A 15,652-nucleotide genomic window follows, 5' to 3' on the forward strand; every position below is an offset into this window, starting at 1 on the left:
ACCAATGGCTCCCAGCGTTGGGAAAGGGCGGTTGCATGGCCAATCGGTGGCGCACGAAGTCGGTGGAACAGTCGATCGCCGACACCGACGAGCCGGACACCAAGTTGCGCAAGGACCTGACCATGTGGGACCTGGTCGTCTTCGGCGTCGCGGTGGTGATCGGCGCCGGCATCTTCACGGTCACCGCGTCGACGACCGGCGACATCACCGGGCCGTCCATCTGGCTGTCGTTCGTGATCGCGGCGGGCACCTGCGCGCTCGCGGCGCTGTGTTACGCCGAGTTCGCCTCGACGCTGCCGGTGGCCGGTAGCGCCTACACCTTCTCGTATGCGACCTTCGGGGAGTTCTTGGCCTGGATCATCGGCTGGAACCTGCTGCTGGAATTGGCGATCGGCGCCGCCGTGGTGGCCAAGGGCTGGTCGAGCTACCTGGGCACCGTGTTCGGGTTCGCCGGTGGCACAGCCGAATTCGGATCGGCCCAGGTCGACTGGGGCGCGCTGGTGATCGTCGCGGGGGTGGCGACGCTGATCGCGTTGGGCACCAAGCTGTCGTCGAGGTTCTCCGCGGTGGTCACCGGCATCAAGGTGTCGGTCGTGCTGTTCGTCGTGGTGGTCGGGGTCTTCTACATCAAGCGCGCCAACTATTCGCCGTTCGTTCCCAAACCGGAGGCCAGCAGCGAGGCCAAGGGCATCGACCAATCGGTTCTGTCGTTGTTGACGGGGGCGCACAGCAGCCACTACGGCTGGTACGGCGTGTTGGCGGGGGCGTCCATCGTCTTCTTCGCGTTCATCGGATTCGACATCGTGGCCACCATGGCCGAGGAGACCAAGCATCCGCAGCGCGACGTTCCCCGCGGGATCCTGGCGTCGCTGGGCATCGTGACCCTGCTCTACGTCGCGGTCGCGGTCGTGCTGTCGGGCATGGTGTCCTACACGCAGCTCAAGACGGTCCCGGGCCGCGGGCAGGCCAACCTGGCGACCGCCTTCACCGCGAACGGCATTCACTGGGCCAGCAAGATCATCTCGATCGGCGCGCTCGCGGGACTGACCACCGTGGTGATGGTGCTGATGCTCGGCCAGTGCCGGGTGCTGTTCGCGATGGCGCGCGACGGGCTGTTGCCGCGCTCGCTGGCCAAGACCGGTTCGCGGGGCACCCCGGTGCGGATCACCGTGCTGGTCGCCCTGGTGGTGGCCGTGACCGCGTCGGTGTTCCCCATTACCAAGCTCGAGGAGATGGTCAACGTGGGCACGCTGTTCGCGTTCGTCCTGGTCTCCGCCGGCGTGATCGTGCTGCGCCGGACCCGGCCGGACTTAGAGCGCGGCTTCAAGGCGCCGTGGGTGCCGCTGCTTCCGATCGCCTCGATCGCGGCCTGCGTGTGGCTGATGCTCAACCTCACCGCGCTCACCTGGGTCCGGTTCGGGGTCTGGCTGGTGGTCGGCACGGCGATCTACGTCGGCTACGGATACCGGCATTCGGTGCAGGGCGAGCGGGAGGCGGTGGCACCCGAGCCCAGCGACTCGCTCGAGGCGGACCCGAACAGCCCGGTGCCGTAGCGGCTGCTGGTTTACAAAATCATGGTGTTTGTCTAGACAGGAGACGCAAACGCCGGTATTGTCCAATCGCAACGTGGTGTGACTCACAAGGAGGTTGGGCAGATGACCACACTCGAACCGCAGGTAGAACAGCCAGCCGGCGCGCCCGCGTGGCGGGACAAGAAGCGCCGACTCTGGCTGATGGGGCTGATCGCGCCGACGGCGTTGTTCGTGATGCTGCCGCTCGTCTGGGCGCTGAACCGGGTCGGCTGGCACGCCGCCGCGCAGGCGCCGCTGTGGATCGGGCCCATCCTGCTCTACGTCCTGCTGCCGATCCTGGACCTGCGTTTCGGGCCCGACGGGCAGAACCCGCCCGACGAGGTGATGGAGCGCCTCGAGAACGACAGGTACTACCGCTACTGCACCTACGCGTTTCTGCCGTTCCAGTACCTCAGCGTGGTCTTCGGCGCCTACCTGTTCACCGCGTCGAACCTGAGCTGGCTCGGCTTCGACGGGCCGCTGGGCTGGGCGGGCAAGCTCGGCGTGGCGCTGTCGGTCGGGGTGCTGGGCGGCGTCGGCATCAACACCGCCCACGAGATGGGCCACAAGAAGGATTCGCTGGAGCGCTGGCTGTCCAAGATCACGCTGGCGCAGACCTGCTACGGCCACTTCTACATCGAGCACAACCGCGGCCACCACGTGCGGGTCGCCACCCCGGAGGATCCCGCGTCGTCGCGCTTCGGGGAAACCTTCTGGGAGTTCTTGCCGCGCAGCGTCTTCGGGAGCCTGCGCTCGTCGCTGCGGCTGGAGGCCCAGCGGATTCGCCGGCTGGGCAAGAATCCCTGGAACCCGCTGACGTACCCGTCCAACGACGTGCTCAACGCCTGGGCCATGGCGGTGGTGCTGTGGGGGATCCTGATCGCGGTCTTCGGGCCGGCGCTGATCCCGTTCGTGATCGTCCAGGCGGTCTTCGGCTTCAGCCTGCTCGAGGCGGTCAACTACCTCGAGCACTACGGCCTTCTGCGGCAACAGAATTCGAGCGGCCGCTACGAGCGGTGCACCCCCGCGCACAGCTGGAACTCCGACCACGTGGTGACCAACCTGTTCCTGTATCACCTGCAGCGACACAGCGATCACCACGCCAACCCGACGCGGCGCTACCAGACGCTGCGCAGCCTGGACGGCTCGCCCAACCTGCCCAGCGGGTACGCGTCGATGATCTCGCTCACGTACTTCCCGCCGCTGTGGCGCAAGGTCATGGACCACCGGGTGCTGGCGCACTACGACGGTGACATCACCCGGGTCAACATCCAGCCGCGGCTCCGCGAGAAGCTGCTCGCGCGCTACGGGGCCCAGGAGGCCCGCGCATGACCGCCTACCGCTGCCCCGGCTGCGACTACATCTACGACGAGGCGAAAGGCGCTCCGCGGGAAGGCTTTCCGCCGGGCACGCCCTTCAGCGACATTCCCGACGACTGGTGCTGCCCCGATTGCGCGGTGCGCGAGAAGGTCGATTTCGAAACTAGCCCGATAGGAGTGAACCGATGAGCGAGGACTACAAGCTTTTCGTCTGCGTCCAATGCGGATTCGAGTACGACGAGGCCAAGGGGTGGCCGGAGGACGGCATCGCGCCCGGAACCCGGTGGGTCGACATCCCGGAGGACTGGAGCTGCCCGGATTGCGGCGCGGCCAAAACCGACTTCGAGATGGTGGAGATCGCCCGTTCGTGATTCCTTCGGCCGCCACCGCCAGTAGCGAAAGAGCCGATTTCGGCTCGCGAGCCACTATTGTCGCGCCTGTGAAGCGGATGCCGTACGCCGAGGCGTCGCGCGCCCTGCTGCGTGATTCGGTGCTCGACGCGATGCGCGAGGAGCTGCTGACCCGGGACTGGTCGGCCATCACCCTGTCCGACGTGGCCCGCGCCGCGGGCATCAGCCGGCAGACCATCTACAACGAGTTCGGCTCGCGGCAGGGGCTGGCGCAGGGGTACGGCCTGCGCCTGGCCGATCGCCTGGTCGACGCCGTCAACGCCGCGCTGGGTGCCCACGTCGGCGACATCTATGCGGCGTTCCTGCAGGGCTTCCGCGACCTGTTCACCGAGCTGTCGGCCGATCCGCTGGTGATCTCGCTGCTGACCGGCGTCGCCAAGCCGGACCTGCTGCAGATCATCACCACCGGCAGCGCGCCCATCATCACGCGGGCCTCCGAGCGGCTGACCACCGCGCTCACGCACAGCTGGGTGGCCACCAGCGACGAGGATGCCGGTGTGCTGGCGCGCGCCATCGTGCGGCTGGCGCTGAGCTATGTGTCGATGCCGCCCGAGGCCGACCACGACGTGGCCGCCGACCTGGCGCGGCTGATGACCCCGTTCGCCGAGCGGCACGGCGTCGTCAAGGTTCCCTGAACGTTCCCTGGCCCGTGCGGCGCGCGGGCGCACGACTACAGTGGCGCAAGAACATACCTAAGCTAATTACCGCTTGGATCCGAGCGAGCCCCGAGACGGCAGGAAAAAGGAAGAGAAGCCATGACGACGACCGAAAACGCACTCACCCCCGACGTTCGAAACGGCATCGACTTCAAGGTCGCCGATTTGTCGTTGGCGGATTACGGTCGCCGGGACATCGAGCTCTCCGAGCAGGAGATGCCCGGTCTGATGTCGCTGCGCCGCGAGTACCACGACGTGCAGCCGCTCAAGGGCGCGCGCATCTCGGGTTCGCTGCACATGACCGTGCAGACCGCGGTGCTGATCGAGACCCTCGTCGCGCTGGGCGCCGAGGTGCGGTGGGCGTCCTGCAACATCTTCTCCACCCAGGACCACGCCGCCGCGGCCGTCGTCGTCGGCCCGCACGGCACCCCCGAAGAACCCAAGGGTGTGCCGGTGTACGCGTGGAAGGGCGAGACGCTCGAGGAGTACTGGTGGGCGGCCGAGCAGGTGCTGACCTGGCCCGACGAGCCGGCCAACATGATCCTGGACGACGGCGGTGACGCCACCATGCTGGTGCTGCGCGGCGCGCAGTACGAGAAGGCCGGCGTGGTGCCGCCCGACGACGAGGACGACTCGACCGAGCACCGGGTGTTCCTCAACCTGCTGCGCAAGCGCTTCGAGACCGACAAGGACAAGTGGACCAAGATCGCCGCGTCGATCAAGGGCGTCTCGGAGGAGACCACCACCGGCGTGCTGCGGCTCTACCAGTTCGCCGCCGCCGGCGACCTCGCGTTCCCGGCGATCAACGTCAACGACTCGGTCACCAAATCCAAGTTCGACAACAAGTACGGCTGCCGGCACTCGCTGATCGACGGCATCAACCGCGGCACCGACGTGCTGATCGGCGGCAAGAAGGTGCTGATCTGCGGCTACGGCGACGTCGGTAAGGGTTCGGCCGAGTCGGTGGCCGGCCAGGGCGCCCGGGTGACGGTCACCGAGATCGACCCGATCAACGCCCTGCAGGCGCTGATGGAGGGCTTTGACGTCAAGCGGGTGGAGGACGTGATCGGCGAGGCCGACATCATCATCACGACCACCGGTAACAAGGACATCATCACCCTCGAGCACATGAAGGCGATGAAGGACAAGGCCATCCTGGGCAACATCGGCCACTTCGACAACGAGATCCAGATCGCCCGGCTGGAGAAGTCCGGCGCCACCAAGACCAACATCCGCCCGCAGGTCGACCTGTGGACCTTCCCGGACACCGGCAAGTCGATCATCGTGCTCTCCGAGGGCCGGCTGCTGAACCTGGGCAACGCCACCGGCCACCCGTCGTTCGTGATGAGCAACAGCTTCTCCAACCAGGTCATCGCGCAGATCGAGCTGTGGACCAAGAACGACGAGTACGACAACGAGGTCTACCGGCTGCCCAAGCACCTCGACGAGAAGGTGGCCCGCATCCACGTCGAGGCGCTCGGTGGCAAGCTGACCAAGCTGACCAAGGAGCAGGCCGAGTACATCGGCGTCGACGTCGACGGCCCCTACAAGGCCGACCACTACCGCTACTGAGCCGGCTTTGGCCGAACGCCCGGCCAACCGGGCGTTCGGCACCGAGTGCCCGGCCAGCCGGGCACTCGGCGAGGGACTAGGCTCGCGCCGTGCTGATCGCGATCGAAGGCGTCGACGGCGCCGGCAAGCGGACGTTAACCGAAGGGTTGCTGTCCGCTTTCGAAGCGGCCGGGCGGTCGGTGGCCACGCTGGCCTTCCCGCGGTACGGGCAATCGGTGACCGCCGACATCGCGGCCGAGGCGCTGCACGGCGAGCACGGGGACCTGGCGTCCTCGGTCTACGCGATGGCGACCCTCTTCGCGCTCGACCGCGCCGCCGCGGTCCAGCAGCTCGAGGGGCTGCGCCGCGACCACGACGTGGTGATCATGGACCGTTACGTCGCCTCCAACGCGGCCTACACCGCCGCCCGCTTGCATCAGGACGCGGGCGGGCCGGCGGTGGCGTGGGTGCACGGCCTCGAATACCAGCGCCTGGGTCTGCCCGCGCCCGACTGGCAGGTGCTGCTGGCGGTGCCGGCCGAACTGGCCGGGCAGCGGGCGCGCAGCCGCGCCGCATCCGATCCGGGCCGGGCGCGCGACAGCTACGAACGCGACGACGGGCTCCAGCAACGCACCGGCGACGTCTACGCGGGGCTGGCGGCCGCGGGCTGGGGCGGCCCGTGGCGGGTCGTCGACAAAGACGTCGATCCGGGTGGTTTGGCCGCCAGTTTGATGGCCAGATAGCACAGATTTGTCACGATTCGGCCGTATCGGAGAAGAAACGCCCGTGTGGCGCCCGAGTTTTGTCCCGATCTGGTGACACCATGGACTCCATGAGGCAAAGGATTTTGGTCGTCGATGACGACGCTTCGCTAGCCGAGATGCTCACCATCGTGCTTCGTGGGGAGGGTTTCGACACTGCGGTCATCGGTGACGGCACCCAGGCCCTGACTGCGGTGCGCGAACTGCGCCCCGATCTGGTGTTGTTGGACCTGATGCTGCCCGGCATGAACGGCATCGACGTGTGTCGGGTGTTGCGCGCCGATTCCGGCGTGCCGATCGTGATGCTGACCGCCAAGACCGACACCGTCGACGTGGTCCTTGGCCTCGAGTCGGGCGCCGACGACTACATCATGAAGCCGTTCAAGCCCAAGGAGCTGGTGGCCCGGGTGCGGGCGCGGCTGCGGCGCAACGACGACGAGCCCGCCGAGATGCTCTCCATCGCCGATGTCGAGATCGACGTGCCCGCGCACAAGGTCACGCGCAACGGCGAGCAGATCTCGCTGACCCCGCTGGAGTTCGACTTGCTGGTGGCGTTGGCGCGCAAACCGCGGCAGGTGTTTACTCGTGATGTGCTGCTCGAACAGGTGTGGGGCTATCGTCACCCGGCGGATACCCGCCTGGTGAACGTGCACGTCCAGCGTCTGCGGGCCAAGGTCGAGAAAGACCCTGAGAACCCGACCGTGGTGTTGACCGTTCGAGGAGTTGGGTACAAGGCCGGACCTCCGTGACCGGTAGGAACACGTGATCTGGGGCTCCCGGCGACGCACACGGAGCCGCTGGGGGCGCTCCGGCCCCATGACTCGCGGCATGGGCGCAGTGAGTCGGGCCGTCGCCATCGCCTGGCGCCGCTCGCTGCAGTTGCGGGTCGTCGCGTTGACGCTTGGGCTGTCGCTGGCGGTCATCTTGGCGCTCGGCTTCGTGTTGACGTCTCAGGTCACCAATCGCGTGCTCGACGTCAAGGTCAAGGCCGCCATCGAACAGATCGAGCGGGCGCGGACCACGGTCGGTGGGATCGTGAACGGCGAGGAGGCGCGCTCGCTGGACAGCAGCCTGCAGCTGGCCCGCAACACGCTGACGTCCAAGACCGACCAGGCCTCCGGCGCGGGGATGGCCGGCGCCTTCGACGCGGTGCTGATGGTGCCGGGCGACGGACCGCGCGCCGCCACCACGGCCGGCCCCGTCGACCAGGTGCCCAATTCCTTGCGCGGCTTCGTCAAGGCCGGGCAGGCGTCCTACCAGTACGCGACCGTGCACACCGACGGGTTCTCGGGCCCGGCGCTGATCGTCGGCACCCCGGCGTCCTCGCAGGTGGCCAACCTGGAGCTGTACCTGATCTTCCCACTGAAGAACGAGCAGGCCACCATCCAGCTGGTGCGCGGCACCATGATCACCGGCGGCGCGGTGCTGCTGGTGCTGCTGGCCGGGATCGCGTTGCTGGTGTCGCGCCAGGTCGTCGTGCCGGTGCGGTCGGCGTCGCGCATCGCCGAACGGTTCGCCGAGGGGCACCTGTCGGAACGGATGCCGGTGCGCGGCGAGGACGACATGGCGCGGCTGGCGATGTCGTTCAACGACATGGCCGAAAGCCTGTCGCGACAGATCACCCAGTTGGAGGAGTTCGGTAACCTGCAGCGCCGCTTCACTTCTGACGTGAGCCACGAACTGCGCACCCCGCTGACCACGGTGCGCATGGCCGCCGACCTGATCTATGACCACAGCGCGGACCTCGACCCGACGCTGGCGCGCTCCACCGAGCTGATGGTCAGCGAGCTGGACCGGTTCGAGTCGCTGCTCAACGACCTGCTGGAGATCTCCCGGCACGACGCCGGTGTCGCCGAGCTGTCCGTCGAGGCGGTCGACCTGCGCACCACCGTGCGCAGCGCGCTGAGCAACGTGGGGCATCTGGCCGAGGACGCCGGCATCGAACTGCAGGTGGATTTGCCCACGCACGAGGTGATCGCCGAGGTCGACACCCGCCGGGTGGAGCGGATCCTGCGCAACCTGATCGCCAACGCCATCGACCACGCCGAGCACAAGCCGGTCAAGATCCGGATGGGCGCCGACGAGGACACGGTCGCGGTCACCGTCCGCGACTATGGGGTCGGGCTGCGCCCGGGCGAGGAGAAGCTGGTCTTCAGCAGGTTCTGGCGCGCGGACCCCTCGCGGGTGCGCCGGTCCGGCGGCACCGGGCTCGGCCTGGCGATCAGCATCGAGGACGCGCGGCTGCACCAGGGCCGGCTGGAGGCGTGGGGCGAACCGGGCGACGGCTCGTGCTTCCGGCTGACGCTGCCGTTGGTCCGGGGCCATAAGGTCACCACCAGCCCGCTGCCCATGAAACCGATCCCGCAGCCTTCCCAGCCGGGTGGTCAATCCGCCCCGCAGTCCGGGTCCGAGCGCAAGGAACGTCCGCAGCGCCAGCGTGAGCACGCCGAAAGGACGCTGTGATGCGGCGCCTGCTGGGCCTGCTGATGCTGGCCGTCCTGCTGGCGGGCTGCGCCGGGGTGCCCAGTTCGTCGGCGCCGCAGGCGATCGGCACCGTCGAGCGGCCGGCGCCGTCGAACCTGCCCAAGCCGACCCCGGGCATGGACCCCGACGTGCTGCTGCGCGAATTCCTCAAGGCCACAGCCGATCCGGCGAACCGGCACCTGGCCGCCCGCCAGTTCCTCACTCAGTCGGCGTCCAACTCGTGGGACGACGCCGGTAGCGCGCTGCTGATCGACCACGTCGTGTTCGTCGAAACCCGTGCGGCCGAACGTGTTTCGGCAACCATGCGGGCGGACATCCTGGGCTCGCTGTCCGACATGGGGGTGTTCGAAACCGCCGAGGGCGTGCTGCCCGATCCCGGGCCGATCGAGTTGGTCAAGACCTCCGGCGGCTGGCGCATCGACCGCCTGCCGAACGGGGTTTTCCTGGACTGGCAACAGTTCCAGGCGACCTACAAACGCAATACTCTTTACTTCGCCGACCCGACCGGCAAGACCGTGGTCCCCGATCCGCGCTATGTCGCGGTGCCCGACCACGACCAGCTGGCGACCGAGCTGGTGTCCAAGGTGATCGCCGGGCCGCGGCCGGAGATGGCGCACACGGTCCGCAACCTGCTCGCCCCGCCGCTACGGCTGCGCGGGCCGGTGACCCGGGCCGACGGCGGCAAGAACGGGATCGGGCGCGGGTATGGCGGGGCGCGCGTCGATCTGGAGAAGCTGTCCACCACCGACCCGCACAGCAGGCAATTGGTTGCGGCGCAGATCATTTGGACGCTGGCCCGCGCCGACATCCGGGGACCGTACGTGATCAACGCCGACGGCGCGCCGCTGGACGACCGATTCCGCGACGGGTGGACCACCTCCGATGTTGCGGCCACCGATCCCGGCGTGGCCGACGGCGCGGGCGCCGGGCTGCACGCCCTGGTGAACGGGTCACTGGTGTCGCTGGACGGCCAGCACACCTCGATGGTGCCGGGCGCGTTCGGTCGCATGGGGGATCAGACCGGCGCCGCGTTGTCGCGCAGCGGCCGGGAGGTGGCGTCCGTGGTGACGCTGCACCGCGGCGCCCCGGACATGGCGGCCTCCTTGTGGATCGGTGATCTGGGTCAGGAGGCGGTGCAGTCCGCCGACGGGCACAGCCTGTCGCGACCCACTTGGTCGCTGGACGACGTGGTCTGGGTGGTGGTCGACGGCAACAACGTGCTCCGGGCGATCCAGGAGCCGGCGTCGGGGCAACCCGCGCGCATTCCGGTGGATTCGGTGGCGGTGGCCACCCGGTTCCCGGGGCCGATCACCGACCTGCAGCTGTCCCGCGACAGCACGCGGGCCGCGATGGTGATCGGCGGGCAGGTGATCCTCGCCAGCGTCGAGCAGACCCAGGCCGGCCAGTACGCGCTCACGTATCCACGCCGGCTGGGCTTCGGGTTGGGCAATTCGGTGGTGTCGCTGTCGTGGCGCACCGGCGACGACATCGTGGTGACCCGCACCGACGCCAACCATCCTGTCTCGTACGTGAACATCGACGGGGTGAACTCCGACGCGCCGGCCCGCGGCCTGCAGATGCCGGTGACCACCGTGGTGGCCAACCCGTCCACGGCCTACGTCGCGGGACCCGAAGGGGTGCTGCAGTATTCGCCGTCCGCCGACGGTCAGCAGGGCTGGTCGGATGTGCCCGGGCTGACGATTCCCGGCGCGGCGCCGGTGCTGCCGGGCTAGTGGCGATCGCAAGCGCGGCGAAGCCGGGCGCGGCGGGTCGCCACCATGGAGGCTGACCGCGCGGCTCCGGCAAACGCACCGCGCGCACCAATCTGGGCCTGTCTGCCGTAGGAAAGACCGCGCACCAGGCGTTAGTGGTCGTGGCGCCGACGCACGGCCTGGCCGGTTTACGCGGCCCCCTGGCCAGATTGCGCGGACTTCCCGTCGAGGCATAGCGCAGCAAAGTCAGCGGCGTTAGCGTGGCGTCCGCAGGCGTCGAGAGGGGATCTGCGCATAGTGAAAAAAGACGACGTCGACACGAGCAAACCGGCAGCGGAGGCGTCGGAGGCGCCCGTCTGGACGCCGGCGAAGGACTTCGATGACTTTGCCCGGGTCTGCTGTGGCCAACCGCACCTCCGCTTGCTGGCTGACCCGGACTCGTTTTCGGTGAATCAGCGCGTGGGCCGGATTGGCCCGGTCGCGTTGTCGGAAATCGCCGTGGAATCCGACATGCCCATGGATGGCGGTCAGGTGTGCGGCAGCTACCGGGTGATCGTGGTGCGCGCCGGCCGCACGGCGGCCGAACACAGGGGACAGTCCGTCGTTGGCGGCCCGGGCAGCGCGGCCGTGTACACGCCGGAGGGCCTCGGCGCCGGGCAATGGGACGCGGGAAGCAGGTTGATTTGCCTCAAGATCAACCGTTCCGCAATCGACGACGCCCTCAGCAATGCGCTCGGCCGACAGGTGACGTCGCAGGTCGACTTCTCGCCCGTCCTGCCGGTGGATGCGGCCGCGACGAGAAGTTGGATCAATATGCTGCTGTCGTTCAAGGAGCAGTACTTCCGCCGCGGTAGTCTGCTGAACCAACCGCTGGTCGGGCTGCCATTCGCCGACGGTCTGGTGCGCGGGTTCTTGCTCGCCGCCGAGCATCCCCACCTCGAGGCCCTCACCCGAGACGAACGCCTCGCTGCACCTCGCGCCATTCGCGCCGCAGTCGACATCATCGAAGAGGAAGCACACCTGCCGTTGACGTTGTCGTCGATTGCCGTCCGCAGCCACGTAAGTGTCCGGACGCTGCAGCAGGGTTTCCAGCGCTACCTGGACACGTCGCCGATGGCATATCTGCGCGAGGTCAGGTTGCGCCGAGCGCACGAGGCATTGCTCGAGTCCGACCCGTCGACCGCTACGGTGGCCTCTATTGCCTATCGGTGGGGGTTCAGCAATCTCGGCAGGTTCGCCGCCGCCCACGCGGCCCGCTATCGTGAGACGCCCACTGAGACGTTGCGACGCAAGGTATTTCACCACAGTGCAGCGGAGCTGGTGACCCGCGCGCGGACCGCATGACCATGAAGGAAGAGCGGGCGGCAGACGCTGGGGCGGCCGTGGCAGACGGCGTGTGGGCTTCGGTGCAGTCGTTGGACGACTTCGCCGAGCTGCGCACAGGCCGGCCGGATTCATCGCCGCACTGGTGGCCAGAGATCGGGCCGGTCGGAGACCCCGGATCGTTCTCGTTCACGCACCGGATGCGTCGCGCCGGCCCGATCACGGTGCTAGACGCAGATTTCCACGACGACGTATGGGTGAACGGCGGTGAGATGCGTCCTCACTATCACGTCACTTTGCCGGTTTCTCCCACATCTGCCGCGTCGGTCGACGAGGTGTCCGTCGCCGCGGAGCCGGGATCGGTCGCGGTGTATCGGCCCGAAGGCCGAGCGGGCGTGGACCGTTACGTCGGCCGTCTGCTGGCCGTGATGATCGATCGTCACGCCGTCGAAGATGCGCTGGCGGATTCGCTGGGGCGGTCCATCGCTTCGCAAATCGACTTTGCGCCGCTCATGCGGACCGCAGCCCCGACGGTCCGCAGCTGGATCACCCTCGTGTCGGAGTTCAGCGAGCAGCTGTTCCGGCCTCACAGTGTGCTGAACCAGCCGATGGTCGGAATGCCGTTTGCCGAGGGCCTGATCCGCGGTCTCTTGCTTGCCGCGGACCATCCATACCGCGCAGGTTTGGAGGGCGAGGCGGCTGAGCCGCCGCCAGGCGCCATCCGCAGGGCAATCGAGATCATCGAGGCCGAAGCGGACCAACCGTTGACCGTCGCAGCGCTGGCTCGACGCAGCCATGTGGGCGTTCGGTCACTCCAGCACGGGTTTCAGCGTCATGTGGGCGTCACGCCGATGGCCTATTTGCGCCAGGTCCGGCTGCGCCGGGCGCACCAGGCCCTGCTCGAGTCCGACCCGTCGACCGTCACGGTGGCCTCAGTGGCGTACCGCTGGGGCTTCACCAATCTCGGCAGGTTCGCCGCGGCTCATACCGCTCGCTACCAGGAGCCGCCGTTGAAGACGTTGCAACGCACTGTCCGGTCGAGGGGGCCCTCACCTGTACCCCGTGATGTTCCGCAGCTGCGCGACGACCGACGCGGAAGCGACCGGCCGTCCTTGCTCGTCCACAAGCTCCGCCCCGAGCACCGCTGAGGTGCTGGTCACCGACAGCACCTCAGCGGTGACAACAAACAGGCTTCCCGTGCCCGCGCGCAGGTAGTTCACCGTCATCGTCAGGGTCGGCAGGCCGTGGCCCGCCACCAGGGTGCCGCAATGCGCCGCCGTCTGATCCAGCATCTCAGCGGTGGATCCGCCACTGAGAATCGTGAACGCTGTGAAGCGCTCGGGTCCGGGGCGAAACGACACCCGCAGCGTCCTGGCTGCGCGTGATCCGCTCTCGAATCGGGCGTTCAGCGCCGAAAGCTGTGGTGGCAGGGCGGCATTCATCGCAGCGATCCATTCCGGTTCGGAAAGCGCCGCCCCGGATTCACCGAAAAGACACCGATAGGCATCGGGGGACGGCGTGTGGCTATTTTGCATGGACGGTCCTCCGCTCCACGGACGCGCGCCCACGGTGCTCAGAGTGCGCGCACAGTGGCGGTGGCTCATGGTGTGTTGGGGCGGGACTCCACCCCAGCTTCGGTCCCAGTTTCTCGGCCATGTCGGTGACTATTTGCACTTGATCGTGTTCGTCGAATCCGTGTGGCAGCGCGAAGGCCACCTCGCTGACACGCTGAAAACCCCGATGCGCGTACAAGATATCGGCGAGTTCCCCGGACGTGCCGACGTAGTCGGGAGAGGCGATCATGCCACGCGGCCCATCGGGCTGCCGGGTGCGGTCGATGCGGCTTTGCGCGTAAGCCCGGTACCGCTTCACCTGCGAGCGCGACGCGGAATCGGTCGGAATGACCACCAATGCCTGTGCGATTCGGGCGGTTTCGGGGCTGGGATGGTGTGCGCGAAACGCGTCGATATGTTCGGCCTGGATCGTGGCGAAGTCATGCGCATGGCTTCCTTCGCTGCTGACCAAGTTAGCGGTGAGGTAGTTGAGACCCTGAATCCCGGCCCACACCGCGGATTGCAGTCCGCCGCCGTACCAGACCCGGTCGGCCAGGCCGGGCGAGTGGGGCTGGACTCGGCGGAAGAATTCGTCGTGGCCCACGGTGCCCTCGAAATCGCTGACTGGATCGCCCCGCAGGCACGCAAGTAACCGCGCGACCCGTGCCTTCGAAAAGTCCTCCACCTCATGGGTTTCGGGATAGAGCGCGGTTTTGAACCGTTCGTAGAGCACCGGGGTGCCCACCGACACACCGACGTTGAGCCGGCCACCCGACAAGACGTCGACGGTTGCCAGGTCTTCGGCGAGGCGCAGCGGGTTCTCCAAGCCGAGCGGGATCACCGCGGTACCCAGTTCAATCCGGCGGGTGCGCTGGCTGGCGGCGGCCAACAGCGCCACCGGGGAGGCGATACCCGGTTGCAGATGCCGTTGGCGTACCCAGACACTGTCGAAGCCCAGCGCCTCGGCACGCTCGATCATCCGTAGAGTTTCTTCGTGGCCCGGCCGCGGATCGGCGTCGTCGAACCGGCCGATGGTGAGGAAACCCATTCGGCGCAAGGGTATTCGGCGCTCAGGCATGGATTCGAAGGTATTGCCGCGATGGCGGGCTGACTAGCCGGTGTGCGCAGCGCGCAGGCCGGATTACGCCCGGCGCGGAAATGCCGTCCGGTTCAGCGTCACCGAAGGAATCTCACCGTACCGACGTGCGTGTGCGGCGGCGAACCGGCCGAGATTGGTGAAGCCCCAACGGTACGCGACTGAGGCGACCGTGACGTCCGACGGGTCCGACTCGATCAGCGTCTGATGCGCACGGCGCAGGCGGACGTCGCGCAGATACGCCATCGGAGACATGCCCAGGTAGCTGCGAAAACCCTCCTGCAGGGAACGGACACTGACGTGGCTGCGCGCCGCAAGGGACGAAACCGTCGTCGGCAGGTGCGCCTCGGCTTCGATGATGTCAATCGCCGCGCGGATCGTGCGAGGCGGCGCCGGTCCGATGCCGTCCATGACGGCTTCGCGGTCCGGGTGATCGACGGCCAGCAAGAGCCCGCGCACGAGGCCGTCGACGAACGGCATCGCGACCAGAGGTTGATGGAGCAGGCTGTCGGGTCGACAAAACTGCTCGGTGAACAGCCACAGCATGTTGACCCAACTCCGGGTCAGCGGTGCGTCGATCGGCATCACGGGGGCGAAGTCGACTTGAGTCTTCACCTGCCGACCGAGGGCATCGCCGAGAGCATGGTCGACAGCGCTGCGGTCGATTTTCACGCCCAGCATCCGGCTCCCGCCCGCCCAGCGCGCCATCCCCTGGCCCTCCGGCTGGTACACGGCAAGAGTGCCGGCGCCGGCGAACAGCGATGCGCCCCGGTGCAACGACTCGAGGCGCCCGGATCGCACCACATTCACCCGGTACCCGCTGCAGTGCTCGCCGGAATCGACCAATGCGTCGCCGCCGGCGACGAATTCGCTGAAGGCGATCGGGCCGATGCGACCCGTGCGCTGGGTGATCGAAAACGACGTCGGGTCACTGCGCAGCTCGAGGTGGGGCTCCTCGCAGCAGAGTACGGCGAAGTCGTCAAGCGTCTTCGTCGTCGTCCATGCGTCGGTATCCGAAACGCGAGCTGTCCGCCGGTCGATCACTCGGTCAGCCTTTCCACCTTCCGCGGCACCATCGCGTCGACGGGTCACCGCCCAAACACCGGTGATGCCAGTGTCGAGGCTACGCCGCGGTGCCGGAAATCCGGGAGCCGGTAGCCCGCGCAGTTTGGCCAGAGCGCTGCGTGCGGCGGCTAGGGACCGCCGGGCGAGCAAC

General features: G+C 67.8%; 15 protein-coding genes. 12 read left to right on the forward strand and 3 right to left on the reverse strand.

The window, feature by feature from the left end:
* Positions 1–35 precede the first annotated feature (35 nt).
* The 12 genes from QGN30_RS07760 to QGN30_RS07815 all read left to right on the forward strand — a co-directional run bounded on the left by QGN30_RS07760 (position 36) and on the right by QGN30_RS07815 (position 12,935).
* Positions 36–1,553, forward strand: coding sequence for an APC family permease (locus QGN30_RS07760; RefSeq protein WP_008259797.1), 1,518 nt, complete (start codon positions 36–38; stop codon positions 1,551–1,553).
* A gap of 102 nt (positions 1,554–1,655) precedes the next feature.
* Positions 1,656–2,903 carry an alkane 1-monooxygenase gene (locus QGN30_RS07765; protein ID WP_014380962.1) on the forward strand — a complete coding sequence of 416 codons (1,248 nt, stop codon included), beginning with the start codon at positions 1,656–1,658 and terminating at the stop codon, positions 2,901–2,903.
* Entirely contained in the window at positions 2,900–3,079 is a 180-nt protein-coding gene (locus QGN30_RS07770; protein ID WP_008259795.1) for a rubredoxin, read from the forward strand. Before QGN30_RS07765 ends, QGN30_RS07770 begins: the two co-directional genes overlap by 4 nt.
* Entirely contained in the window at positions 3,076–3,261 is a 186-nt protein-coding gene (locus QGN30_RS07775) for a rubredoxin (RefSeq protein ID WP_014380961.1), read from the forward strand. The genes QGN30_RS07770 and QGN30_RS07775 overlap by 4 nt, the downstream gene beginning before the upstream one ends.
* Positions 3,262–3,338: 77 nt before the next feature.
* The gene (gene alkX / locus QGN30_RS07780) at positions 3,339–3,935 is read left to right on the forward strand and encodes a TetR family transcriptional regulator AlkX (protein ID WP_009957362.1); all 597 of its coding nucleotides are present in this window, start codon (positions 3,339–3,341) and stop codon (positions 3,933–3,935) included.
* Between the two features lie 120 nt (positions 3,936–4,055).
* Positions 4,056–5,528: an adenosylhomocysteinase gene (gene ahcY / locus QGN30_RS07785; protein ID WP_008259773.1), complete on the forward strand. Its 1,473-nt coding sequence runs from the start codon at positions 4,056–4,058 to the stop codon at positions 5,526–5,528.
* A gap of 89 nt (positions 5,529–5,617) precedes the next feature.
* Positions 5,618–6,250, forward strand: a complete 633-nt coding sequence (locus QGN30_RS07790; protein ID WP_136245222.1) for a dTMP kinase — start codon at positions 5,618–5,620, stop codon at positions 6,248–6,250.
* 80 nt (positions 6,251–6,330) lie between these two features.
* A complete protein-coding gene (gene mtrA / locus QGN30_RS07795) occupies positions 6,331–7,017 on the forward strand; it encodes a two-component system response regulator MtrA (RefSeq protein ID WP_007168097.1) in 687 nt (228 codons plus the stop codon).
* Positions 7,018–7,030: 13 nt separating this feature from the next.
* A complete protein-coding gene (gene mtrB, locus QGN30_RS07800) occupies positions 7,031–8,731 on the forward strand; it encodes an MtrAB system histidine kinase MtrB (protein ID WP_009957360.1) in 1,701 nt (566 codons plus the stop codon).
* Positions 8,731–10,485: an MtrAB system accessory lipoprotein LpqB gene (gene lpqB, locus QGN30_RS07805; protein WP_014383182.1), complete on the forward strand. Its 1,755-nt coding sequence runs from the start codon at positions 8,731–8,733 to the stop codon at positions 10,483–10,485. The genes mtrB and lpqB overlap by 1 nt, the downstream gene beginning before the upstream one ends.
* Positions 10,486–10,761: 276 nt before the next feature.
* Entirely contained in the window at positions 10,762–11,808 is a 1,047-nt protein-coding gene (locus QGN30_RS07810; RefSeq protein ID WP_051472968.1) for an AraC family transcriptional regulator, read from the forward strand.
* Positions 11,805–12,935 carry an AraC family transcriptional regulator gene (locus QGN30_RS07815; RefSeq protein ID WP_082278437.1) on the forward strand — a complete coding sequence of 377 codons (1,131 nt, stop codon included), beginning with the start codon at positions 11,805–11,807 and terminating at the stop codon, positions 12,933–12,935. The genes QGN30_RS07810 and QGN30_RS07815 overlap by 4 nt, the downstream gene beginning before the upstream one ends.
* Here the strand turns inward: QGN30_RS07815 and QGN30_RS07820 are convergent.
* The 3 genes from QGN30_RS07820 to QGN30_RS07830 all read right to left on the reverse strand — a co-directional run bounded on the left by QGN30_RS07820 (position 12,837) and on the right by QGN30_RS07830 (position 15,651).
* Positions 12,837–13,322 (reverse strand): PaaI family thioesterase, encoded by a 486-nt coding sequence (locus QGN30_RS07820; RefSeq protein ID WP_157742839.1) that lies wholly within the window; start codon positions 13,320–13,322, stop codon positions 12,837–12,839. The two genes, QGN30_RS07815 and QGN30_RS07820, sit on opposite strands and share 99 nt — an antisense overlap.
* Positions 13,312–14,418 carry an LLM class flavin-dependent oxidoreductase gene (locus QGN30_RS07825; RefSeq protein ID WP_082278436.1) on the reverse strand — a complete coding sequence of 369 codons (1,107 nt, stop codon included), beginning with the start codon at positions 14,416–14,418 and terminating at the stop codon, positions 13,312–13,314. The genes QGN30_RS07820 and QGN30_RS07825 overlap by 11 nt, the downstream gene beginning before the upstream one ends.
* 63 nt (positions 14,419–14,481) lie before the next feature.
* Entirely contained in the window at positions 14,482–15,651 is a 1,170-nt protein-coding gene (locus QGN30_RS07830) for an AraC family transcriptional regulator (protein WP_082278435.1), read from the reverse strand.
* Position 15,652: the final 1 nt, after the last annotated feature.

This window comes from Mycobacterium sp. 3-98, from assembly GCF_035918355.1.
GTDB lineage: Bacteria > Actinomycetota > Actinomycetes > Mycobacteriales > Mycobacteriaceae > Mycobacterium > Mycobacterium intracellulare.